A 22240-nucleotide genomic window follows, 5' to 3' on the forward strand; every position below is an offset into this window, starting at 1 on the left:
GTATTTCAGAAGGACCGAGGTGCCTGGGTTTGGGGCGGCTGCGCCACCCAGCGCGGGGCAAGCCCGCTCACTACAGACCCACCACCAAGTCAGGCGGGTTGGAGTTTTTGCTGGTATACGGACACGCCATCCAGGTCGCGCAAAGTCACCGTCAGCTCCGCCGTCTGCCCATCAATCTGCACTTCGCCAAAAAACTGGAACCCGGCAAACGGCGAGCTGTTCTGCGCAGCTGGAGCCTTTTGGAAAACCACCTCGGGGCCGAACGTCTTGTCCAGTGGGTTTGGCCCGAAACTGCCCGCGTTCAATGGCCCGGCGACAAACTCCCAGAACGGCTCGAAATCCTGGAACGCCGCGCGATCCGGGTGATAGTGATGCGCCGCGCAGTAATGCACATCAGCCGTCAGCCACACGTGGTTGCGGACCTGCTGCGCCCTTAAAAAGCCCAACAACTCGGCCACTTCCAGCTCGCGGCCTTGCGGTGCGCCCGGGTCATTGTTGGCGATGGCTTCCCAGCGCGGTACACCTGGGCTGACCTCACCATCCGGCACGCCGAGGCCGATGGGCATGTCGGCGGCGATGACTTTCCATTGCGCCTGGGACGCCTTGAGCTCACGTTTGAGCCAATCCAGTTGTTCACGCCCCATAAAGGGTTTTTCGCCGCCCAGGTTGTCGTCGTTAGGCCCGCGATAACTGCGCATATCCAGCACGAACACATCCAGCAGCGGACCGTAGCTGAGCTTGCGGTAAATGCGCCCGCCGCCGTCGGCGCTCTGCCGGCGCATCGGCGAATATTCCAGCCAGGCCTGACGCGCACGCCCCACCAGCGTGTTGATGTCCTTGACCTGATAACGCTCGTCCAGTTGCTTGCTCGGCGACCAGTTATTGACCACTTCGTGATCGTCCCATTGCCAGATCTGCGGCACCTCGGCATTGAAGCGGCGCACATTTTCGTCCATCAGGTTGTAACGATAATTGCCGCGGTAGTCATCGAGGGTTTCAGCGACCTTGCTCTTGGCTTCGGTGGTGATGTTGCGCCAGATACGCCCGTCCTCGACCGTGAGTTGCGCCGGCACCGGGCCGTCGGCGTAGATGGTGTCGCCGCTGTGGATAAAGAAGTCCGGCAGGCGCAGGCGCATGGCTTCGTAGATGCGCATGCCGCCGATGTCCGGATTGATGCCGAAGCCTTGGCCGACGGTATCGCCGCTCCATACAAAGCGAATGTCGCGACGCTGCTGCGGCACACTGCGCAGGTGGCCGAACCATGGCTCGCTGGCGACACCGGTCTGGGCATCCTCGAAGTGCACGCGGTAGAAAATCGCCTGATCGACCGGCAGCCCGGTCAGCTCGACGCGAGCGGTAAAGTCACTGCGCTGGTCGGCCAGAGGGGAAACAAAACGACGGGGGTTGCTGAACACGCTGCGGGTGTCCCACTCCACCACCATCCTGGCCGGGCGATCACTGCGGCTCCAGATCATGGCGCGGTCGCCGAGCAAGTCACCGGACTGCACCCCATCGGTGAGTTGCGGGCGGTCCTTGACCGAAGCAATCACCGCCGGGGCCAGGCCCGGCAACAGAATGCCGGCGCCGACGGCTTGCATCACACGGCGACGGCCGAGATCGAAGTGGCTCATGCAGGTGCCCTCTTGAGTATCAAAAGGGCCACTAAAGCATGCGCTTATGACACCGTTGCGACAGCCACCGGCGCCGCGTCCGGACGCTTGATCAACGCATAGACCAGACCGGTCAGCAGGCTGCCGGCCACAATCGCCAGCAAGTACAGCAATGCATGGTTCATCGCGTTCGGAATCACCAGCACAAACAAGCCGCCGTGAGGCGCCGCGAGTTTGCAGCCAAAATACATCGACAGCGCACCGGTCAAGGCGCCACCGGCGATGCTCGCCGGGATCACCCGCAGCGGGTCTTTGGCGGCGAACGGGATCGCGCCCTCAGAGATAAAGCACAACCCTAGAATCATCGCGGCCTTGCCGGCTTCGCGTTCGGTCTGGGCGAACTTGCGTCGCGCCAGGAACGTCGCGATGCCCATGCCGATCGGCGGCACCATGCCTGCGGCCATGGTCGCAGCCATGGGCGCCCCGCTCTGCGCCGCCAACAGGCCGACGGAAAACGCATACGCGGCCTTGTTGATCGGCCCGCCCAGATCGACACACATCATGCCGCCCAACAGAATGCCGAGCAGCACCGCGTTGGTGGTGCCCATGGTGCTGAGGAAGTCGGTCAAGCCCGTGAGCATGCGCGCCACCGGCGGGCCGACCAGATAAATCATCACCAGCCCGGTGAACAGACTGGCCAGCAACGGGATGATCAGGATCGGCTTGAGCGCCTCCAGGCTCTGCGGCAACTGCACCGCGCGGGTGATCAACTTGACGCAGTAACCGGCCAGGAAACCGGCAAAAATGCCGCCGATAAACCCGGCCCCCAGCGTGCCCGCGAGCAAGCCGCCGATCATGCCGGGCGCCAGGCCCGGACGGTCGGCAATCGAGTAGGCGATGTAACCCGCCAGCAACGGCACCATCAGCATGAAGGCTTGGTCGCCGACGATCTTGAGGGCCGAGGCCAAGGTGCCTTTTTCTTCGAAGGCATGGATGCCGAACACGAACGACAAGGCGATCAGTAAGCCGCCCGCCACCACCATCGGCAACATGAACGACACACCCGTGAGCAGGTGTTTGTACACCCCGGTTTTTTCCGGCTTGGCCACCGCGCCACTGGCGGCGTTTTCCACCGCGCCTTCGGCCAGGGCGTTGTTGAGGGTCGCTTCGGATTGCTTGAGGGCGATGCCAGTCCCGCAACGGTAGATCTTCTTGCCGGCGAAGCGCTCGGTGGCGACTTCGATGTCCGCCGCGAGCAACACCACATCGGCATTGGCGATAGCTTCCGGGCTCAGGGGGGTGCGGGCACCGACCGAACCTTGAGTCTCGACCTGCAAGTCATAACCCAAGCGCTTGGCGGTTTGCTGCAAGGCTTCGGCGGCCATGAAGGTGTGTGCGACGCCGGTGGGGCATGCGGTAATCGCGACGATACGCGGCGCGTTTTTTACCGCCTGTTGTGTCTCGACGTACACCTGGGCTTCTTCGGCGCCAAGGCGCAACACCGCCTCGACATCGGCCAAGGCTTGAGCAGGCGTACTTTGGAACACGCGTTTGCCGACAAACCGCTGCATGTCGACCGGCGTGCTGCTGACCAGCAGCACCCACTCGGCGGCATCGATCGTCGCCTGGGACAACTGGCGCTCCGGGCGTGCGACGTCCACCACTTCGACGCTGGTGCTCCAACCCTGGCGTTGCGCGGCGGCGTCCAACAAGCGAGCACACAGCACACTGGTGACCATGCCGTTCGGGCAGGCGGTAACAATGGCTAACTTCATCACAAACCCTCTTATTGTTCTGTCAGCGCGCGCACATCGACGCCGCTTTCCAGACGCGCCAACTGCGCGTCATCGCTGATGCCGAAACCGATCTGCGTGACCGCCATGGCGGCAATCGCGGTGGCGCGGCGCAGGGTCTGCTCGGGCGCGTCGCCGCTGAGCAAACCGTGCAGCATGCCGGCCAGCAGCGAGTCGCCGGCGCCGACGGTGCTGGCGACGCTGACCTTGGGCGGCGTGGCGTGCAACGCCACGCCCGGGCTGTACCAGTTCACGCCGGCGGCGCCGTCGGAAACCACCACATGCTCCACGCCTTGCCGATGCAGGCGGCTGATGGTGTCTGCGGCGTTATCCAGGGCTTCGGCCAGCTCTTCAGTGTTGGGCTTGACCAACCAGGGACCGGCTTGCAAACCCGCACGCAGGGCTTCGCCGCTGGTGTCCAGGGCGACCTTCAAGCCGAGGTCCTTCAATGTTGCGAGCAAGCCTTGGAACCACTGCACACTGACACCACGCGGCAAACTGCCGGCAACCACCACGGCCTCATGGCCGGGCGCAATCAAGGCAAGCTGATTGAGCAGCGCCAACTGCGCCTGCTCGCTGACCTCTGGCCCCGGGGCATTGATGTCAGTGACCCGGCCGCCCTGTTCGGCGATCTTGATGTTGCTGCGGGTTTCGCCCGGTACGCGGATAAACGCATCGGCAAAACCGCGCCGCGCAATCAGCGCCTCGAAGGCTTGGGGGTTGTCTTCACCGAGAAAGCCGCCGACGGTGACTTGGTGGCCCAAATCGGCCAACACCTGGGCCACATTCACCCCCTTGCCGGCAGCGTGGGTGAGCAGAGGCTCGCTGCGGTTGACGGCGCCCGGTTCCAGGCACGCCAGGCGCACCGTGAGGTCGAGCGCCGGGTTCAGCGTCAGGGTCAGAATCTTCGCCATTTACACGGCCTCCACAAGGGCACGCACGTCGGCGGGCGAGCCCAGCGCGAGTGCTTTTTGCGCCAGGCCCTGGGCCTCGCTCAGACTGAATTCCCGCACCCGCGCCTTCACTTCTGGAATGCTGCGGGCCGAAACGCTCAATTCATCCACACCCAAGCCGACCAGCACCGGCACCGCCAGCGGGTCGGCCGCCAGCTCGCCGCACACGCCAACCCACTTGCCGTGGGCATGGGCGGCACGCACGGTGATGTCGATCAATTGCAATACAGCGGGATGCAAGCCATCCGCCTGGGCCGACAGCGTCGGGTGGCCGCGGTCGATGGCCAGGGTGTACTGGGTCAGGTCGTTGGTGCCGACACTGAAGAAATCCACTTCCTTGGCCAGTACCGGCGCCAGCAACGCAGCGGACGGCACTTCGATCATGATGCCCAACTGCAAGTCCGCCACCGGGATTTCCAGGCGCAGGCGCTCGGTCATCTCCCGAGCGGCACGCCATTCGTCCACGCTGCCGACCATGGGAAACATGATGCGCAGCGGGCGGTTGTCCGCCGAGCGCAGCAACGCCCGCAACTGGGCTTCCATGATCTGTGGGCGCTGCAAGGTCAGACGAATGCCGCGCACGCCGAGGAAGGGGTTTTCTTCCTGGGCAATCGGCCAATAGGGCAGCGGTTTGTCCCCACCCACATCCAGGGTGCGCACCACCAGCGGGCGCCCGGCGAGGCCGTCGAGCACGCGGCGGTACTCCGCTTCCTGGGTGGCTTCATCCGGCGCCTGCGGGTGGGCCATGAAAATCAGCTCGGTGCGCAGCAGCCCGATACCTTCGGCCCCCTGCTCCACCGCACTGGCAACCCCGGCGCTTTCGCCGATGTTGGCGAAGACTTCCACGCCATGGCCGTCGCGGGTCAGTGCCGGTTGATGGCGCTGGGCCGCAGCGGCTTGCAGGCGCTGTTCGCGGGTATCGCGCTCGACGACGGCACGTTGCAGGGTGCCGGCGTCGGGGTCGACATGCAGGCGGCCGCGCTGGCCGTCCAGCAACAATGGCGTGCCGGACGCCAGCAGCAAGACTGCCGAACCGGCCCCCACCAGCGCGGGAATGCCCAGCGCTCGCGCAACAATTGCGCTGTGGGCCGTAGCGCCGCCCCGGGCCGTCAGGATGCCGGCGACACGCGATGGATCGAGGCGCGCCACATCCGACGGCCCCACTTCGTCCATCACCAGAATGTACGGCTCGCTGGGTTCCTGGGCGGTTTCCACGCCACACAACTGCGCGAGCACCCGGCGACCGATATCCCGCAAGTCGGCGGCGCGCTCCGCGAGCAAGGCGTCCTGCAGCGACTCCTGCTGCCTGGCGGCCGCCTCAATCACGCTCATCCACGCAGCCTGTGCGCTCTCGCCTTGTTTGAGGCGGGTGTCGACTTCGTCAGTCAGTTCCGGATCGTCGAGCATTTCCTGGTGGGTAATGAAGATCTCGCGGATAGCCTTGGCCTGACTACGCTCGATCAAACCCTGGATATCGCGGCGTACATCAGCCAGGGCCTGGTGCAGGCGCTGGCGTTCAATGGCCGAAGATTCGCCGCGCAGTGGGTAATCGAACACTTGCTGGATCTGGATATGGGCCGGGCCGATGGCGATGCCGGGGGCGGCCGCAATCGCCTGGACCTGGCTGCCGGACAGCGGCGCATTGATCACCGGCTCACTGTCGAGCACTGGCGCAGGGGCGCTGACGGTCGGCAGCGGTTCGACCTCTTCGCCAAGCCCCGCCTCTACCGCCGCCAGCAAGGCAGGCAACGCATCACCGGCAATCGTCGGCTCGGCGACAAACTCCAGCACCTGGCCACGGCGTGCGCCCAGGCTCAACAGTTTGCTCAGGCTTTTCACCGACACGGCACCCACCGGGCCATCCACGATGCGTACGCGGATATCGCCGTCGAAGCTTTTCGCCAATTGCGCGAGGATCTTGGCCGGACGCGCGTGCAGGCCATGGGCGTTGGCCAGGGGAATGCTAGCGCTGGGCCAGTCGGCAGGCAGTTCGCCACCGAGCGCTTCGAGCACGGCACGGCTGCTGGTCGCCCGGCCCAGCTCCTGGCCGCGACCTTCAATCAGCAACGCGCACAGGCGCTCCAGCAACGTCTGGTGTGCTTCGCCCAGGCTTGCCAGGCAGAACAGGCCGTGCAGCGGCTGGCCAAGGTAACGCATGGGTTTGTCCGGGGTGACGAACGCCAGGCCCGGACGCTTGACCGTCTGCTCGCTGTGCAACCACCACAGGCCATCGCCCAGAGGCAGCGCGTCGACTTGCTGCAATACGGCGGCGAAACCATTGCTGACACAGTCGGCCTGGCGCAACAGCCGGGCACCGCGCCAAACCAGCTCTTCAAAGTCATCGGCGGACACGCCCAGGCTGATCATCTGCGCATCCAGCGCCAGCTCCTGCGGCGCGCCTTGCAGCAGTTTCAGCAAGGCTTCGGCGGAACCGGCGCGGCGCAGCGCCTGGCCGAGGTCGGTCTCGCCGAGGGCGCGGGTCAGCAATTGCAGCAGGCGCAGGTGTTCATCGGATTTGGCGGCAATGCCGATGGCCAGGTAAACGATCTGGCCGTCGCCCCAGTCCACCCCTTCGGGGAACTGCAGCAAGCGAACGCCGGTAGAAAACACCTGATCGCGGGTCTCGGGAGTGCCGTGGGGAATGGCGATGCCTTGGCCGAGAAAGGTCGAGCCTTGGGCTTCACGGGCTTGCAAGCCACTGAGGTAACCCTCGGCGACCAGGCCATCGGCCACCAATTTGTCAGCGAGCAAATGCAAGGCGGCAGATTTATCCACAGCCACCTGGCCCATGGATATCTGCTCTACAGTGAGCTCCAGCATGCCGTTCTCCTAGTTAGTGCAAGGGGTGCACTAGGTATTGTTTTGAATAAATCAGCGCAATGTGTTCAAAAATAACTGACTGAGTGGTCAATTGGCAGTAGCCACTTAGTCACGAACGTCGTAAAAATACGCCAGCTGAAACGTTTAATCTAGAATTTATGGCAGGTTACGCGGTAATTGCGCAAGCTTGAAGGGCCGCTCGGCACTTGAGCTCAGGCATGGGCCACGCGCTGGAATCGGTTACGATTAGACAAAATGTCGGGGCGAGCTCCAAAAAACAAGGAAATCCCGGTTTGAAACTCAGTGATATCGCACGCCTGGCCGGTGTGTCCGTAACCACCGCCAGCTATGTCATCAATGGCAAGGCCGAACAGCAACGCATCAGTAACGCCACCGTCGAGCGGGTGCGTGCAGTGGTTGAAGCCCATGGCTTTACTCCCAACCCCCAGGCGGCCGGGCTGCGCAGCCGGCATACGCGCACCTTGGGCTTCATCCTGCCGGACCTGGAAAACCCCAGTTACGCACGTATCGCCAAGCTGCTGGAGCAAGGGGCGCGGGCACGGGGTTATCAATTGCTGATCGCCAGTTCCGACGATGAAGCCGACAGCGAGCGCCAGTTGCTGCAACTGTTCCGCGCGCGGCGCTGCGATGCGTTGTTTGTCGCCAGTTGCCTGCCGGCCAGCGACGACAGTTACCGCGAGCTGCAAGCCAAGGGTCTGCCGGTGATCGCCATCGACCGGGTCATGGAGCCTGCGCAGTTCTGCTCGGTGGTCAGCGACGACCGCAAGGCCTGCCAGCAACTGACCAGTAGCCTGTTGCTGCCGTTGCCCAAGCAGATTGCGCTGATCGGTGCCCACCCAGAGCTGAGCATCAGCCAGGAACGTGCCGCAGGCTTTCGTGAAGCCCTCAAAGGGTTTGCCGGCGAGGTGATCGTCGAACATGGCGAGGCCTTCAGCCGCGATTGCGGCCGTCAGTTGATGGAGCAACTCCTGCAGCGCTTGGGGCACTTGCCCGACGCGCTGGTGACCACTTCCTACGTGCTGCTGCAAGGCGTATTCGACGCACTGCATGATTTCCCCCTTAAGTCCCGGCCATTGCGCCTGGGCACGTTCGGTGACACCCAACTGCTGGACTTCCTGCCGTTGCCGGTCAACGCCATGGCCCAACAACATCAATTGATCGCCGATACCGCCCTGCGCCTGGCGCTGGCGGCGATTGAAGACGAGCAGTATCAGCCTGGCGTGCACGCCATCGGCCGGACCTTCAAGCAGCGCATTCACGAGGCTTGAACGTGAAGCTGATCGACACCCATACCCACCTGGACTTCCCGGATTTCGATGACGATCGCCGGGCAGTCCTCACCCACAGCCGCCAACTCGGCGTGCAGCGCATGGTGGTGTTGGGGGTGTATCAGCAGAATTGGCAGCGGTTGTGGGATCTGGTGCAAACAGATGACGGCTTATTCGCCGCCTTCGGCTTGCATCCGGTGTATCTCGATGAACACCGCCCCGCCGACCTGATGGAATTGGGCGATTGGCTGAACCGCCTGCATGGCCACCGGCAACTGTGCGCCGTCGGCGAGATCGGCCTGGATTACTTCCTTGAGCAACTGGATCGCGAGCGCCAGCAAAGCCTGTTCGAAGCCCAACTGAAACTGGCGGTGGACTTCCAGCTCCCGGCCCTGCTGCACGTTCGCCGTAGCCACGCGGCGGTCATCGCCACGCTCAAGCGCATTCGCCTGCCACGCGGCGGCATCATCCACGCGTTCGCCGGCAGCGCCGAAGAGGCCCGCGAGTACATCAAGCTCGGTTTCAAACTGGGCCTGGGCGGCGCCGCCACCTGGCCCCAGGCACTGCGCATGCACAAGGTGCTCGTTCAACTGCCCCTTGAGGCGGTCGTGCTGGAAACCGACTCACCGGATATGGCGCCGGTCATGTACCCGGGCCAGCGCAACAGCCCGCAACACCTGCCGGACATCTGCATCGCCCTGGCTGAACGCATGGGTATCGACGCGTCACGCCTGGCCGAGGCGAGCACACGCAACGCGTGCCAGCTGTTCAATTGGCAGCCGGCTGACAGCCTGTAGATTCAAGGTGATCTTTTGCCGGTGGCGGGCGTAACGCACGCTCAGGCAATGCACCAACACCGTCGTCAGTGAAATATTGAACTGCCCGACCACACTGAGCAGCCCCACCCACTCCGCCACCAGCGCCATCAGCAAGGTCGCGCAGGTCAGAATGACCATGCCGGGACGCACCAGCGCCCAATGGTCCAACGCTCGGAATTGACGCAGTTGCTTGTGGCAACACAGCTGCAGGCACGCGTGACAGTACCTGCAGTCAAAGGGCTCATCGATGGCAATGGCATTCAACTGCCAAGGCTTGAGCTCGAATGTCATTTCACAGTGAGCACAATGCCCTTTGATGCCGATGACAGCGGTCATGACTGTGCCTCCCCGAGACGGTTACTAGGTGATACAAACTTCTCACCGATTCACCTCACAATGAAGGCCGACAGGGAAAACAAGACAAGCACCACACCGCAAAAATCTTATTCCTACACGAAAGCCCTACACACGAAACGCACCGCCCCTGCGCGACTGTGTCAGGGCAACACGGTCCAGATAGCAAACCCGGCGTACCACAACACCGCCGCACGCAGCAGCAGTTCCCACAACTGATCCAGGCTATTGATACCGTCGACGCCCACCACGGGCGCAGGGATTTCTGCGGCCACCAGGCCGACTTTTTCCAGCAGTTGTGCGGCGCTGATATCCCAATTCAGCAGCTCGTGCAGCATCACCCGGCTGACCGCTACGAAATTACCGACCAAGGCAAAACTGGCCGCCAGCAGGCGTACCGGCACCCAGTCGAACGCGTGCCGCAGTTGCCCGGCGCGCTCGGCCACCAACGGGTTCTGGCTGTATTCATTGGCCAGCGCCAGCAAGCGATAAGCCAACGCCGCCACCGGGCCCAACAGGAAATACCAGAAAATCACCGCAAAAAAGCTCTGATAGGCCTGCCAGAGCAGATGCCCCTGAACCCGCTCCAGTAACTGCTCGCCGCTGTCGGCGCCGATGCTCAGGTCACGCTCGGCCACGTGCTCGGCAGCCTGCAGGTCACCGCGGCGCCAGGCATCGCGGAAAGGTCCGAGCTGCGCCAATAGATCGCCACGCCCCAGGCTATAGATCACCACCAGCAAGTGCACCGGCAAAGCCAACAAGCCGTAGGCCACCGGCTCCAGCACCAGCAACAACAGCGCCAGCAACAGTACCGGCAGCAATACCAGCAACAACAGAATCAGCCAGGGTCGCTTGCCCATCCTGGGGCTCGACTCCAACTTGGCCAGCTCACGCAACCAGCCACCATCGCGCTGCAACCGCTGGCGCAGGGCCGAGAACTTCTCGATCCACACCGCCAGAACCAACACCAGGAAACTCATCGTGCGTGTCCTCCATCCTGCAGGGCGCTGCGAAAGCGCGTCCAATCAAAAGCCGGGCCGGGGTCGGTCTTGCGACCCGGGGCGATATCGCTATGACCGCAAATACGCGAGTGCGTTATGTCGGGATAAGCCGCCAACAACTGGCGTGTCAGTTCGATCAGCGAATCATACTGGGCATCGGTAAAAGGCAGCTCGTCCGTTCCCTCCAACTCGATCCCCAGGGAAAAATCGTTGCAGACCTCACGCCCCTCGAAACTGGAAACCCCGGCATGCCACGCCCGGTCACGGCACGAGACAAATTGCGTCACTGTGCCGTCACGCTCAATCAGAAAATGCGCAGATACCCGTAGGGCGGCAATCCCTTCAAAATAGGGATGCTCCGTAACATCGAGGCGATTCTGGAAAAATTCCTGCACCTTGCCCGTGGCAAACTGCGCCGGTGGCAAGCTGATGTTATGCACCACCAACAGCGAGATTTCACCAGCCGGGCGCTCGTTGAAGTTGGGCGAAGGGCAATGACGGATGCCCTGGCACCAACCGCTGGCGGGGTCCAACTGCATACTGGCTCCTTGAATGAGACGAAGTGTTACCAGTATGCCGCGTTCCGCCCTGCGGTTGCGATCACTTGCCGCGATTGAGTTGACGCAGGTTGCCGATCACCGAAGCCAACGCACGATCAAACAGTAAGCCCTCGTCCAACGTGCGCAGTACACCCTGCTTGAAAGCCATGGCCAACTGCGCAGCACTCTTCTCCAGCACCTTCAGCCCGGAGCGACCGACAAAAATATAGGTATTGGTCGGTGCCATGATTGCCGTCAGCTTGCAACGCACGGTGGTGGCCGCGCTGGTCTGGAACTCGAACCAGCTTCCCAGCCGCAACTGGTAGACCTTGAGCAGGTCCGGGTCATCATTGGGCAAGTTCGCGGCTGGATCAGACGCCCCGGCACCGAGTACGAAGGGCTCGCGCACTTCAACCAACGTCTCGACCCCCTCGCCACCGAAAGACTGCACATGCATGGCTTGCAACCGATCGAAGAATTCGCGCGTGCTGAAGGGATCGAACGCGGCACTGGTCAGGCCGTCGCGCAATGCCTTGAGCAGCCCGGGCAACTGCTCCAGCAGGTGACGACCGGCCTCGGTGTCCTTCTGCAGGCCCACGCTCCAGATCAATTCGTCCATGGTGCGCAGCCCCGCCTGCCATTGCACCGACTGCTCGCCGTGCTTGAGATTGGCCAGCAACAGCACCTGGCTCCAGGCTTGCTGGATAAATTGCACCACCGCCTGGGGCAACACCTTGCCCAGCAGCCGCCGGTTGAGCACCTCGGCCACACGCTGGCGAGCCGCGTCAGCCCGCACGCGCCCTTCTTCGGCGACGTAGGTGTGTTGTTCAAGCAGCTCGCTGCGGCGACGCTCATCCGAGACAAACGCAGTGAACTGCGCCAGCAACTCGGAAAAAATCGTCATGTCGTCGACGAAATCATTCAGCAAGCGCTGCACCACCTGCTCAATATGCAGGTACAGGCTGTCGCGCTGATAGTCATCCCGTGGGCTCCAGCTCATGGCGGCGGCGGCTATTTCATTCAGCAAGCGTCGCGCCGGATGGCTGGTACGGCTGAAGAAGCTCTTGTCCAGCACCGCCACTTTCAGCATCGGAATCTGCAAGCGACCGATCAGTGCCTTGAAGGCGTCAGGCACGGTGCGGTCACTGAGGATGTATTCGAACAGCAGCGCGACCAGGTTGATCACATCCTCATCGGCGTCTTCCACCACACGGGATTTGCCGCTTTTGACGCTGACCCGGGTCAACAGCTGTTCAAGCTGGTTACGCAGGTCGAAATCGTCTTCGGCCTCGGGCTCCGGCACGTACTGTTGCAGGTGTGAAAGCAGACGCAGCAGGTCGCGGGAGGCAATCGGTTGCGGCTCGGCGGCGGCTTCCAGGGTGGGGGCAACGCTGCCACGAACCGCCGCCAGCAGCTTCTGCAAAGCGGCAAAGGCTTCCTGACCACTGTCATCGCCCGCAGGCTCCATGGATGGCGAGCGTTCCTCGCGCTGCTGGTCACGCGACGCCCGCCCGCCGGGTCGGCGCGAGGGTACGGCCTTGAGCTCGGGCAATACCCCGGTGGCAACCAACAGTTGATTCGCGCCGCCGTACAACAGGTCGGCGTCACTGAGCACGTATTTTTCAAAGAGCTTGAGCATGATCAGCTTGACGCGAATCTCCACGCCCAGGCTGCGCCCCGCCTGCAAAAAGAACTCGCACAGCAGGGCCGGCCCCAAGGGGTTTTCACGCTCGTCCAGTGGCTTGCCCAGCAAGGCACTCAAGCGGGCCGTCAGTTGCCCCAGCGCCAGGCCGTCACGGTGGTGTACCCGCCCCAACATGGCCTCCAGCGCCACGGCCTTTTCCAGTGCATCGCCGGACTTAGCGACACCGGTTTCGTATGACACCCTCGGCACCAGCTGCACGTCACCGCGCCCGACCTGCCCCAGATGGGCGAAGGCGGCAAACAGCTGCTCCATGAATACGCGCTCGAAATTCTTGCGTTTGAGCCGCAGGTCGCGCATGGCTTCAAAGAAGATGTGGTGGTCAGCGTTACTGCGGGCCTTGTCGGCCATCTCGAACAGGGTGTCGTCGGCGTTGTCGAACAGCTCCTGCAACCCTTGTTGCAGCTGTTGCGCGGCCTTGTCACGCACCTGCAGCAACACCACAGGCAGGCGCGCGAGCGGCGATGGCGTGGCCTGTGCCTTGTTGATCGGCACCACCTTTCCGTCATTGTGCATCCTGGCCTCCTGAAACGGTGGAGTTGAAAATATCGAGGGCAGGCCTGGACGGGCACTGCAAATATCCCGGCACCACCCCTACGTCAAAGCTATGACGCCAATTGCAAGGCGCTGGATTATCTTGCAAATGAGGGCCGTTGCGCCAGCAAACTCTGCCATTGCGTGGCAAATGAGTAGTGAGCCTGGGTTCGGGCGCGTGCTGGCCCTATAATCCCTGCACTTTGTTTGTGGAGCCTGTTATGCCGAACCTCCGTCTTGCCGACCTCACCGCCGAAATCGAAGCCAACGTGCGCCGCGCACTGCTGGAAGATATCGGCAGCGGCGATATCACCGCGCAATTGATCCCGGCCGAACGGCTGGCCAAAGCCACGATCATTACCCGTGATGCGGCGGTTATCGCCGGTACCGCGTGGGTAGACGCGGTATTCCGCCAGCTCGACCCGCGCGTCGCCGTACATTGGCAGGTGGCCGACGGAGATCGCGTCAGCCCCAACCAGGCGTTGTTTCATCTCGAAGGCCCGGCGCGCTCGCTGCTCAGTGGTGAGCGCTGCGCGCTGAACTTCCTGCAAATGCTGTCAGGCGTAGCCACGCGGGCTCAGTACCTGGCGGACTTTGTCGCGAGTACCCAGGTCAAGCTGCTCGACACCCGAAAAACCTTGCCGGGCCTGCGCTTGGCGCAGAAGTACGCAGTGACCTGCGGCGGCTGTCACAACCACCGTATCGGTCTGTATGACGCGTTCCTGATCAAGGAAAACCATATCGCTGCGTGTGGCGGCATTGCCCAGGCAATTACGGCCGCCCACAAGATCGCCCCGGGCAAGCCGGTGGAAATCGAAGTGGAAAGCCTGGAAGAATTGCGTGAAGCACTGGCGGCGAATGCCGACATCATCATGCTCGACGAATTGAGCCTGGATGACATGCGTGAAGCCGTGCGACTGAACGCCGGCAAGGCCAAGCTGGAAGCCAGCGGCGGGATCAATGAAAGCACCCTGCTGCCTATCGCTGAAACCGGAGTGGACTACATCTCCATCGGCGCGATGACCAAGGATGTCAAGGCGGTGGATTTGTCGATGCGCCTGAGCATCTGACCTCCCCCCGAATGTTGTAGTGAGCGGGCTTGCCCCGCGCTGGGGGGCGCTGCGGTGTTTCAGAAGGACCGAGGCGCCTGGGTTTGGGGCGGCTGCGCCCCCCAGCGCGGGGTAAGCCCGCTCACTACACGAGGTTATTCATCTCGCAATATTCTTCCCACTCGACTCCGAGCACCTCGGCCGCCTCTTTATGCAAGGCCAGCCGCGCGGCTTCGAACTCTTCGGGTGTAGAGGTGTACTTGAGGGTCAGCTCCCAAGGTTGGTAGCCCCGGCTTTCGGCTTCGTCCTCGAATGCCCACTGAATCTGGTCGCGCTGGTCATCAGCACTCAAATCCTTGATCTCTTCCTTAAGCTGCGGTGACTCCTCGAGGTACTTTTCGAGTGCTACCTGGTGCCGAACTTCCTGGGTCATCTCAGTCGTGGTCATGTTGTTCTCTTAGATCGAGGAATGGGGATGCATCTGGGTCATCAAGGTCGCGCAGATATTGATAAGCGGGCACGAGTGCCGACTTGTCTGGCCTTCAGAACCATTCTGGGATCATCTGAAAACGTTGCCTTTGAAACATGCCTTTGAAACAGTGTTGCCTTGGTGCCCGAGACAGGAATCGAACCTGCGACCTTCGCGTTACGAGTGCGCTGCTCTACCGGCTGAGCTACACGGGCGGTGGGCTAAAGCTAGCACCGCATCGGGCATGCGGCAACTCACTCGCCTACCACCCGGCAAAGGTTACGCTCCGTCGGTGCCGCAGCCCTTGGCGACGTATTGCGCGTCAGCCGTGGTGGCACACTTCCAGCCCGTGGTGGCACTGCGCGTCAAGGTGATGGTCTTGCCCAGCACGGGCGCAGGCGCATCAAGGATTTCACAACGGATGGAGCCGGCCCCGGTGGTCACATCACCCGTCACGTCGATAGTGCAGTTGGCGGTGGGGCTGGTGCCACCGATCAAAGCCAGCGTCGGTACGGTGCCCTGGTTAAGGGTGTCCTCGAAGCCCGCCTTCAATGCACTGATTTCAGCCAAGCCCGCCGTGAACTTGGCCTTGGCCTGGTGCTTGGTGTACATGGGCAAGCCGATGGTTGCCAAAATGCCGATGATCGCCACGACGATCAGCAGCTCGATCAAGGTAAAGCCTTTCTGACGCATCACATTCACTCTCCAGAGATATAACCCAAGACAAGGCGCTTCCTGCGCCCCGCATTTTGCAGCGGCGCCAGTGTACTCATCCGTGAGCGGCCAATCGCGCACAAGACGCACATTCTGACATTTTATCGCTCAGCCGCTTCAGGCCCGAGCCCGTTACCTGGCTAAGCTATAAAGCTTCCACTACCTGTGTGCGGAACCGCGACATGAACGACGCTTCGACGATCTACGCCTGGGAAGGCATCAACCGCAAAGGGCGCAGGGTGAGCGGAAAAACCACCGGTCACGACCTGGCATCGATCAAGGCCCAACTGCGCCGGCAAGGGATCTGCCCCGGTCGCGTGCGCAAGCAAGCCCAGGGCCTGCCAATACTCGCTCCTGCAATAAAGCCCGCCGATATTGCGCTGTTCACTCGCCAGCTGGCGACGCTACTGACGGCCGGCATCCCCTTGCTGCAGGCGTTCGATATCATTCGTGAAAGCGTCGAAAACCGACAGCTGCGCGAACTGCTCAAGGGGCTGAAACAGGAGATTGCCGCCGGCACCAATCTGGCTGCCGCACTGCGCAAGCACCCGCGCTACTTCGATGACTTGTATTGCAACCTGATCGCCGCCGGAGAACAAGCCGGCGCCCTGGAAACCCTACTGGAGCGCGTGGCAATCCATCTGGAAAAAAGCCAACGGCTCAAGGCCAGGGTCAAGAAAGCCATGACCTACCCTATCGCGATCCTGGTGGTTGCCACTCTGGTCAGTACGGTGCTGCTGATCCATGTGGTGCCGCAGTTCCAGAACCTGTTCGCGGGGGTCGACAGCTCCTTGCCCGGCTTTACCCTGTGGGTCATTGCCTTGTCCGAATTCCTGCAGCGTGCCTGGTGGTTAGTGGCACTGAGCCTGGGCTCGACAACTGCCGGGCTACGCCTGGCCCATCGGGCGTCTCCGGGCTTTCGTCACAGGCTGGAAGCGGGTTTGTTGAAACTGCCCCTGGCGGGCACACTGCTGAAGAAGTCCGCCATCGCCCGCTACGCCCGTACGCTCTCGACTACCTTTGCAGCAGGCGTGCCGCTGGTGCAGGCCTTGAGCTCGGCAGCCGGCGCCGTCGGCATTGGCCCCTTCAAACAGGCAATCGAACGTATGCGCCATGATGTCTCCACCGGCATGCAACTGAATCACTGCATGGCCGCCAGCGGTTTGTTTCCAGGCATGGCGGTCCAGATGACGGCCATCGGTGAAGAGTCCGGCACGCTGGATGGCATGCTGGAAAAAGTCGCGAGCCATTACGAGGCCGATGTGGACCACCTGGTCGATAACCTCACCAGCCTGATGGAGCCCCTGATCATGGTGGTGCTGGGCGGTATTGTCGGTGCGTTGGTCCTTGCCATGTACCTGCCGGTCTTCCAATTGGGGAGCGCATTTTGAGCAGGCTGCTCACTGAGCTTCCCTGGGCCTTCGTTGCAACGGCGCTGGTACTCGGCCTGATCGTCGGCAGCTTCCTCAATGTGCTGGTGTGGCGCCTGCCGAAGATGCTTGAACGGGAATGGCGTGCCCAGGCCAACGAACTCCTCGGACTGCCAACTGCGCCTGTCGGGCCTGCCTATAACCTGATGCGCCCCAATTCCTGCTGCCCGCGGTGCAACCAACCGATTCGCCCCTGGCAAAATATCCCACTGCTCAGCTACGTGATGCTCAGGGGGCGCTGCGCCCATTGTCGCGAGTCCATCAGCGCCCGCTACCCGTTGACTGAACTGGCCTGCGCACTCATTTCGGCCGTCACTGCCTGGCACTTCGGTTTCGGCTGGCAAGCAGGCGCAGTGATGCTGCTGAGTTGGGGCTTACTGGCCATGAGCCTGATCGATGCAGAACATCAACTGCTGCCCGACGTGCTCGTGCTGCCACTGCTATGGCTGGGGCTGATCCTCAACAGCAATGGCCTGCTGGCGACACTGCCCGATGCGCTGTGGGGCGCGGTCACGGGCTATATGAGCCTGTGGACGGTGTTCTGGCTGTTCAAGTTGATCACCGGCAAGGACGGCATGGGCCATGGCGACTTCAAATTACTGGCCCTGCTCGGCGCCTGGGGGGGTTGGCAGATTCTGCCGATGACGCTGCTGTTGGCGTCGCTGCTGGGGGTGTCTGCCGGGCTGATGCTGATGCGCTTGCGCAAGTCCGACGCATCGACGCCGATGCCATTTGGTCCTTGCCTGGCGATTGCCGGCTGGATTGCATTGCTCTGGGGTGGTCAAATAACCGACTTCTATTTGCAGTCTGTCGGTTTCAGATGACCACTTCTGTCGCAACACCCTGGATTCTTGGCCTCACCGGCGGCATTGGCAGCGGCAAAAGCGCTGCCGCCCAGCACTTTATCGACCTGGGCATCGACCTGGTCGACGCCGACCATGCCGCCCGCTGGGTCGTCGAGCCCGGCCGCCCGGCACTGGCGCGTATCGCCGAGCACTTCGGTGCCGGCGTGCTGCTGCCCGACGGCCGATTGGACCGCGCCGCGTTGCGTCAACTGATCTTTGAAGTCCCTCAGGAGCGCCTCTGGCTGGAAGCTTTGCTGCACCCACTGATTGGCGAAGAGATTCGCAGCCACCTGGCGCGTGCGCAATCGCCCTACGCGATACTGGTGTCTCCGCTGCTGATCGAGTCCGGCCAGTACAGCATGACCCAGCGCATCCTGGTGATCGACGTGCCGCAATCGCTGCAGATTCAGCGTACCCTGCAGCGCGATGGCATCAGCGAGCAGCAGGTGCAGGCGATTCTCAAGGCCCAGTCCAGCCGTGAAGACCGCCTGAACCATGCCGATGACGTGCTGGTCAATGACCAGGACCTCGCCTGGCTGCACAGCGAGGTCGAGCGACTGCACCACTTTTACCTTACTTTGCGTGGAGGCCGATCATGAGCCAACCCTTGACCGTCGACTGCCCAACCTGCGGCGCACCCGTGGAATGGAAAACGACCAACCCCAACCGACCGTTCTGCTCGGACCGCTGCAAGCTCATCGACCTGGGTGCCTGGGCGGCTGAAGAACACAAGATTCCCGTAGCCCCGGATGCCGAAGACGAGCTGTTCTCCGAAGACCTGACGCCGCGCCACTAAGGCCGCATAAAAGCGTATTCCTGCTGGTCGTCGAGGTTCTCTGCAAGGTATTGCAGTTCGTCGGCCAGGTCTTCGAAGCTGCGTACGCCCTTGCTCTGTTGCACCACTGCACTGAGCATGGCGCGCAGGGTCAGCCCTGGGTCAAAACCGATTTCCTGCGCTGCGTCCTGGCTTCTGCGCAACTCCTGCCGTGCCCACTCATACACACTCATGATCCGTGCTCCTGATAAATTGTGCAGAGCATGGGCCTGCCGGATTGCCCGCGATTTGATCTGGATCAACGCTGCGAGTCGTCATCCTTCCAGGGTGCCGAGAGGTAGCGGGTGCGGTTGAAGGTCTCCAGCCATTCAGGACTGAACACCACCAACGCGCTGATCACCATGCCGTTGATAAAGGCTTCGGGGAAGATGATCAGCCACAAGTAACCGACGAAATCCTCCAGCCATTCCGGCATCGCGAAACGCCCGTCAAACCACAACAGCCCCAATGCGGCCAACAGACAGAGCAACGCCGACAGCGCAGCGGCGAAAAAACCCGAGCAGAAGATATACACAAAAGGATTACGCGGCTGCGCACGCTCCACCAGCAGCGCGCAGCCTTCGGTGACCAGCACCGGCAGCACGACCAACAACAGGCCATTGACCCCGACAGCGGCCAGATCCTGGCGCCCCAGCAACACCAGGCCCATTTGCGCGGCAAGCCCTCCGACGATTGCCAGGGGCCAGTCGAGCAACAGGGTCACGGCGGTCATACCGATAAAGTGGTAGGAAACTCCGGTATCGAAATCCCGCCGCACCAACCACAGCATGAACAGCGCAAACACCGTACCGAACAACAAATGCTGGCGCCGTCGGTCGGCAAACAGCTCGACCCAGGGCGAGCGCAGGATCGCCCACAACACCCAGGGCGCGTACAACAGCCAACCGAGGCCGAGCGTTGCCGGTGCCAATACCGCTGCGCTGATCACGGGAACACACCCCCTGCAAGAAACCTCATCATGCACCTCATCCCTGAGCCACTCTCGAGAGGCCAGTCTACACCGCTGTTTTAAAGCAAGACTTCCTGCGGTCATCATTTGAACGCTAAGCTGCAAACATGGATGACTCAGATTACTTGCGCCTGCTCACCGTAGCGGCCGAACAAGCCAACGCGTTCTTGTCCAATGCCCGCAAATGGGAGCGTGAGCGTTGGGTCTGCCAGCGCCTGCTGCAAGGCTTGAACGTGCCTTACCGGGCGGAAGAGTTTCACCCTGCCGGGCAAGAGCCGCCGGACGTGCTGTTTCGCGACGCCAGTTTCGAAGTTTTTTTTGTTCTGGACGAAGGCCGGCGCCTGAACGACGAATGGCGCGATGAGCTGCTGCGCCGACGCAGTGCGTTTTCCCTGAGCCAACTGGTCCGGCGCGAGGCCAAGCCGCGACGCATTCCCGCCCATGAGTTCCTGCTGCGCCTGGCCCCCACCTTGCGCAAGAAAGCCCATAACTACAAAGAACGCGGCATGGACCTCGGCGAGCTGGACTTGATTGCCTTCACCAGCCTCAAACGCGAAGTACTGGACCTCAACAGCCACTTCCCGCCTCCCACCGAATACCTGCGCCAGGGTTGGCGTTCGCTGTCGTTAGTCGGGCCGACCTTTGCCCGGGTGCTGTTCGCACACCCCGACGCACCGGACTTCTTGCGTAACAACCTGGGCCGCAGCATAGTATTCGACGTGGGCATCAGCCTGTGACACGGGCGCAGGCTACGCTTGTGGCGATGCCGCCAACCCCCTGACTGTAACGTGGCGCCCTTTTGCAACGTCTACCTGACGAGGCCTTTATGACCAGCCGCCTGAACCCCGATGACCAACAGCATGTCGAAGAGTACCTGCAACTCTCCCAGAACCAAGTCGAGCGCAAGCCTTTCCGGCCTTGGCTGCTCCTTGGTGTGGTGCTGGTGGCGGTAATCGGGCTCGGTTTGCTGAGCCGCCTTTTGAGTTACCTCACGCTATGAGCTGCCTGGCGCTCGCGGGGGTCACTGCTCCGATTTCTTTTAGCCTTGCGAGATATCCCCATGACCCATCGTATTATTATCGTCGGCGGCGGCGCCGGCGGCCTGGAGTTGGCTACCCGCCTGGGTAAGACTCTGGGTAAGCGCGGCATCGCCAGCATCACACTGGCGGACGCCAACCTGACTCATATCTGGAAACCGCTGCTGCACGAAGTGGCCGCCGGTTCGTTGAACTCCTCGGAAGACGAACTCAACTATGTCGCCCAAGCCAAATGGAACCACTTCGAGTTCCAGCTGGGGCGCATGAGCGGGCTCGATCGTGAACAGAAAAAAATTCAACTGGCCGCCACTCTCGATGAAGAGGGGCGCGAGCTGGTGCCCGCGCGAGTGTTGAGCTACGACACGCTGGTAATCGCAGTGGGCAGCACCACCAATGACTTCGGCACCGAGGGTGCAGCGCAACATTGCCTGTTCCTCGACACCCGCAAGCAGGCCGAGCGCTTCCATCAGCAATTACTCAACCACTATCTGCGCGCCCACGCGGGCCAGACCGATGTGGAAGAAAAAATCAGCGTCGCCATCGTCGGTGCCGGTGCTACCGGGGTTGAACTGGCCGCCGAGCTGCACAACGCTGCCCATGAACTGGCGGCCTACGGCCTGGACCGCATCAAACCGGAAAACATGCACATCACCTTGATCGAGGCCGGGCCAAAAGTCTTGCCCGCGCTGCCGGAGCGGATCAGCGCGCCTGTGCATAAAACCCTGGAGAAACTCGGAGTGACCGTGCTGACCAACTCGGCGGTCAGCGAAGTGACGGCAGATGCCCTGATTACCAGCAGCGGCCAGGTGATCCCGGCCAGCCTGAAGGTATGGGCCGCCGGTATTCGCGCCCCCGGCTTCCTCAAGGATATCGATGGCCTGGAAACCAACCGTATCAACCAACTGCAAGTACTGCCGACACTGCAAACCACCCGCGACGAAAACATCTTCGCCTTCGGTGACTGCGCCGCCTGCCCGCAACCGGGCACCGACCGCAATGTGCCGCCACGGGCCCAGGCCGCTCACCAACAGGCCTCGTTGCTGGCCAAGTCACTGAAACTGCGGATCGAAGGCAAGGAGCTGCCGTCGTACAAGTACACTGACTACGGCTCGCTGATCTCGCTGTCGCGCTTTTCCGCTGTGGGTAACTTGATGGGCAACCTGACCGGCAGCGTCATGCTCGAAGGCTGGCTGGCGCGGATGTTCTATGTGTCGCTGTATCGCATGCATCAGATGGCGCTGTATGGGGTCTTTCGCACGGCGATGCTGATGCTGGGCAGCAAGATTGGGCGTGGCACCGAGCCACGTCTTAAGCTGCACTAAAAACCTGTGGGAGGGGCTTGCCCCTCCCACATTGATTACAGTGCCGCCGAGTTTTCCGCAGGCAAAAAAAATCCCCGTATCTTTCGATACGGGGATTTTTAATATGGTCGGGGTAGGGGGATTCGAACTCCCGACATCCTGCTCCCAAAGCAGGCGCGCTACCGGACTGCGCTATAC

General features: G+C 62.0%; 22 protein-coding genes and 1 tRNA gene. 10 read left to right on the forward strand and 13 right to left on the reverse strand.

Annotated elements, in window-relative coordinates; translation table 11 throughout:
- Positions 1-89: 89 nt before the first annotated feature.
- The 4 genes from ACQRBV_RS05060 to ptsP are packed head-to-tail and all read right to left on the reverse strand — an operon-like array spanning position 90 to position 7176.
- On the reverse strand, positions 90-1631 hold the full coding sequence (locus tag ACQRBV_RS05060; RefSeq protein ID WP_090366822.1) for an alkaline phosphatase D family protein: 1542 nt from the start codon (positions 1629-1631) through the stop codon (positions 90-92).
- 44 nt (positions 1632-1675) lie between these two features.
- On the reverse strand, positions 1676-3385 hold the full coding sequence (locus ACQRBV_RS05065) for a PTS fructose-like transporter subunit IIB (protein ID WP_161548288.1): 1710 nt from the start codon (positions 3383-3385) through the stop codon (positions 1676-1678).
- 11 nt (positions 3386-3396) lie between these two features.
- Positions 3397-4317 carry a 1-phosphofructokinase gene (gene pfkB, locus ACQRBV_RS05070; RefSeq protein WP_411985253.1) on the reverse strand — a complete coding sequence of 307 codons (921 nt, stop codon included), beginning with the start codon at positions 4315-4317 and terminating at the stop codon, positions 3397-3399.
- Positions 4318-7176 carry a phosphoenolpyruvate--protein phosphotransferase gene (gene ptsP, locus ACQRBV_RS05075; protein WP_411985252.1) on the reverse strand — a complete coding sequence of 953 codons (2859 nt, stop codon included), beginning with the start codon at positions 7174-7176 and terminating at the stop codon, positions 4318-4320. It lies immediately after the preceding gene.
- 293 nt (positions 7177-7469) lie between these two features.
- Between ptsP and cra the strand changes: the two genes are divergently transcribed.
- Positions 7470-8465, forward strand: a complete 996-nt coding sequence (gene cra, locus ACQRBV_RS05080) for a catabolite repressor/activator (RefSeq protein ID WP_060754879.1) — start codon at positions 7470-7472, stop codon at positions 8463-8465.
- A gap of 2 nt (positions 8466-8467) precedes the next feature.
- On the forward strand, positions 8468-9262 hold the full coding sequence (locus tag ACQRBV_RS05085) for a TatD family hydrolase (RefSeq protein WP_161548291.1): 795 nt from the start codon (positions 8468-8470) through the stop codon (positions 9260-9262).
- On the opposite strand, the gene ACQRBV_RS05090 is transcribed toward ACQRBV_RS05085, so the two are convergent.
- The 4 genes from ACQRBV_RS05090 to ACQRBV_RS05105 form a co-directional block, all read right to left on the reverse strand.
- Entirely contained in the window at positions 9191-9619 is a 429-nt protein-coding gene (locus ACQRBV_RS05090) for a hypothetical protein (RefSeq protein WP_090366833.1), read from the reverse strand. The two genes, ACQRBV_RS05085 and ACQRBV_RS05090, sit on opposite strands and share 72 nt — an antisense overlap.
- Positions 9620-9780: 161 nt before the next feature.
- A complete protein-coding gene (gene ampE, locus ACQRBV_RS05095) occupies positions 9781-10617 on the reverse strand; it encodes a regulatory signaling modulator protein AmpE (protein ID WP_060754876.1) in 837 nt (278 codons plus the stop codon).
- Positions 10614-11177, reverse strand: a complete 564-nt coding sequence (gene ampD / locus ACQRBV_RS05100; RefSeq protein ID WP_205345142.1) for a 1,6-anhydro-N-acetylmuramyl-L-alanine amidase AmpD — start codon at positions 11175-11177, stop codon at positions 10614-10616. Before ampD ends, ampE begins: the two co-directional genes overlap by 4 nt.
- A 61-nt stretch (positions 11178-11238) precedes the next feature.
- Entirely contained in the window at positions 11239-13395 is a 2157-nt protein-coding gene (locus ACQRBV_RS05105; RefSeq protein ID WP_411985251.1) for a DUF1631 domain-containing protein, read from the reverse strand.
- Between the two features lie 239 nt (positions 13396-13634).
- On the opposite strand from ACQRBV_RS05105, the gene nadC reads away from it, so the two are divergent.
- Entirely contained in the window at positions 13635-14483 is an 849-nt protein-coding gene (gene nadC, locus ACQRBV_RS05110) for a carboxylating nicotinate-nucleotide diphosphorylase (protein WP_090366842.1), read from the forward strand.
- Between the two features lie 124 nt (positions 14484-14607).
- Here nadC and ACQRBV_RS05115 read toward each other — a convergent pair whose 3' ends face one another.
- The 3 genes from ACQRBV_RS05115 to ACQRBV_RS05125 form a co-directional block, all read right to left on the reverse strand.
- Positions 14608-14910, reverse strand: coding sequence for a DUF6388 family protein (locus ACQRBV_RS05115; RefSeq protein WP_060754872.1), 303 nt, complete (start codon positions 14908-14910; stop codon positions 14608-14610).
- Between the two features lie 160 nt (positions 14911-15070).
- A tRNA-Thr gene (locus tag ACQRBV_RS05120) sits at positions 15071-15146 on the reverse strand.
- A gap of 64 nt (positions 15147-15210) precedes the next feature.
- Positions 15211-15624, reverse strand: coding sequence for a pilin (locus ACQRBV_RS05125; protein WP_411985280.1), 414 nt, complete (start codon positions 15622-15624; stop codon positions 15211-15213).
- A 203-nt stretch (positions 15625-15827) separates the two neighbouring features.
- Between ACQRBV_RS05125 and ACQRBV_RS05130 the strand changes: the two genes are divergently transcribed.
- From ACQRBV_RS05130 to yacG, 4 genes are read left to right on the forward strand one after another with little or no spacing between them, the layout of a single operon-like run.
- Positions 15828-17036, forward strand: coding sequence for a type II secretion system F family protein (locus tag ACQRBV_RS05130; RefSeq protein WP_411985250.1), 1209 nt, complete (start codon positions 15828-15830; stop codon positions 17034-17036).
- Complete coding sequence (locus ACQRBV_RS05135) at positions 17033-17899, forward strand: prepilin peptidase (RefSeq protein WP_411985249.1); 867 nt, start codon at positions 17033-17035, stop codon at positions 17897-17899. The genes ACQRBV_RS05130 and ACQRBV_RS05135 overlap by 4 nt, the downstream gene beginning before the upstream one ends.
- A complete protein-coding gene (gene coaE, locus ACQRBV_RS05140) occupies positions 17896-18519 on the forward strand; it encodes a dephospho-CoA kinase (RefSeq protein WP_060754868.1) in 624 nt (207 codons plus the stop codon). The genes ACQRBV_RS05135 and coaE overlap by 4 nt, the downstream gene beginning before the upstream one ends.
- Positions 18516-18716 (forward strand): DNA gyrase inhibitor YacG, encoded by a 201-nt coding sequence (gene yacG, locus ACQRBV_RS05145; protein ID WP_060754867.1) that lies wholly within the window; start codon positions 18516-18518, stop codon positions 18714-18716. Before coaE ends, yacG begins: the two co-directional genes overlap by 4 nt.
- On the opposite strand, the gene ACQRBV_RS05150 is transcribed toward yacG, so the two are convergent.
- Together ACQRBV_RS05150 and ACQRBV_RS05155 are read right to left on the reverse strand one after the other, a co-directional pair.
- Complete coding sequence (locus ACQRBV_RS05150) at positions 18713-18928, reverse strand: hypothetical protein (protein ID WP_003171680.1); 216 nt, start codon at positions 18926-18928, stop codon at positions 18713-18715. The two genes, yacG and ACQRBV_RS05150, sit on opposite strands and share 4 nt — an antisense overlap.
- Before the next feature lie 65 nt (positions 18929-18993).
- A complete protein-coding gene (locus tag ACQRBV_RS05155) occupies positions 18994-19683 on the reverse strand; it encodes an energy-coupling factor ABC transporter permease (RefSeq protein ID WP_104995484.1) in 690 nt (229 codons plus the stop codon).
- Between the two features lie 128 nt (positions 19684-19811).
- On the opposite strand from ACQRBV_RS05155, the gene ACQRBV_RS05160 reads away from it, so the two are divergent.
- From ACQRBV_RS05160 to ACQRBV_RS05170, 3 genes are all read left to right on the forward strand, one after another.
- Positions 19812-20441 carry a DUF1780 domain-containing protein gene (locus tag ACQRBV_RS05160; protein ID WP_053254334.1) on the forward strand — a complete coding sequence of 210 codons (630 nt, stop codon included), beginning with the start codon at positions 19812-19814 and terminating at the stop codon, positions 20439-20441.
- 89 nt (positions 20442-20530) lie between these two features.
- Complete coding sequence (locus ACQRBV_RS05165) at positions 20531-20704, forward strand: DUF3094 family protein (protein WP_090366854.1); 174 nt, start codon at positions 20531-20533, stop codon at positions 20702-20704.
- A gap of 60 nt (positions 20705-20764) precedes the next feature.
- Positions 20765-22063: an NAD(P)/FAD-dependent oxidoreductase gene (locus ACQRBV_RS05170; RefSeq protein ID WP_060754864.1), complete on the forward strand. Its 1299-nt coding sequence runs from the start codon at positions 20765-20767 to the stop codon at positions 22061-22063.
- The last annotated feature ends 177 nt before the right edge of the window (positions 22064-22240 follow it).

This window comes from Pseudomonas sp. R11F, from assembly GCF_050312575.1.
Taxonomy (GTDB): Bacteria; Pseudomonadota; Gammaproteobacteria; order Pseudomonadales; family Pseudomonadaceae; genus Aquipseudomonas; species Aquipseudomonas palleroniana.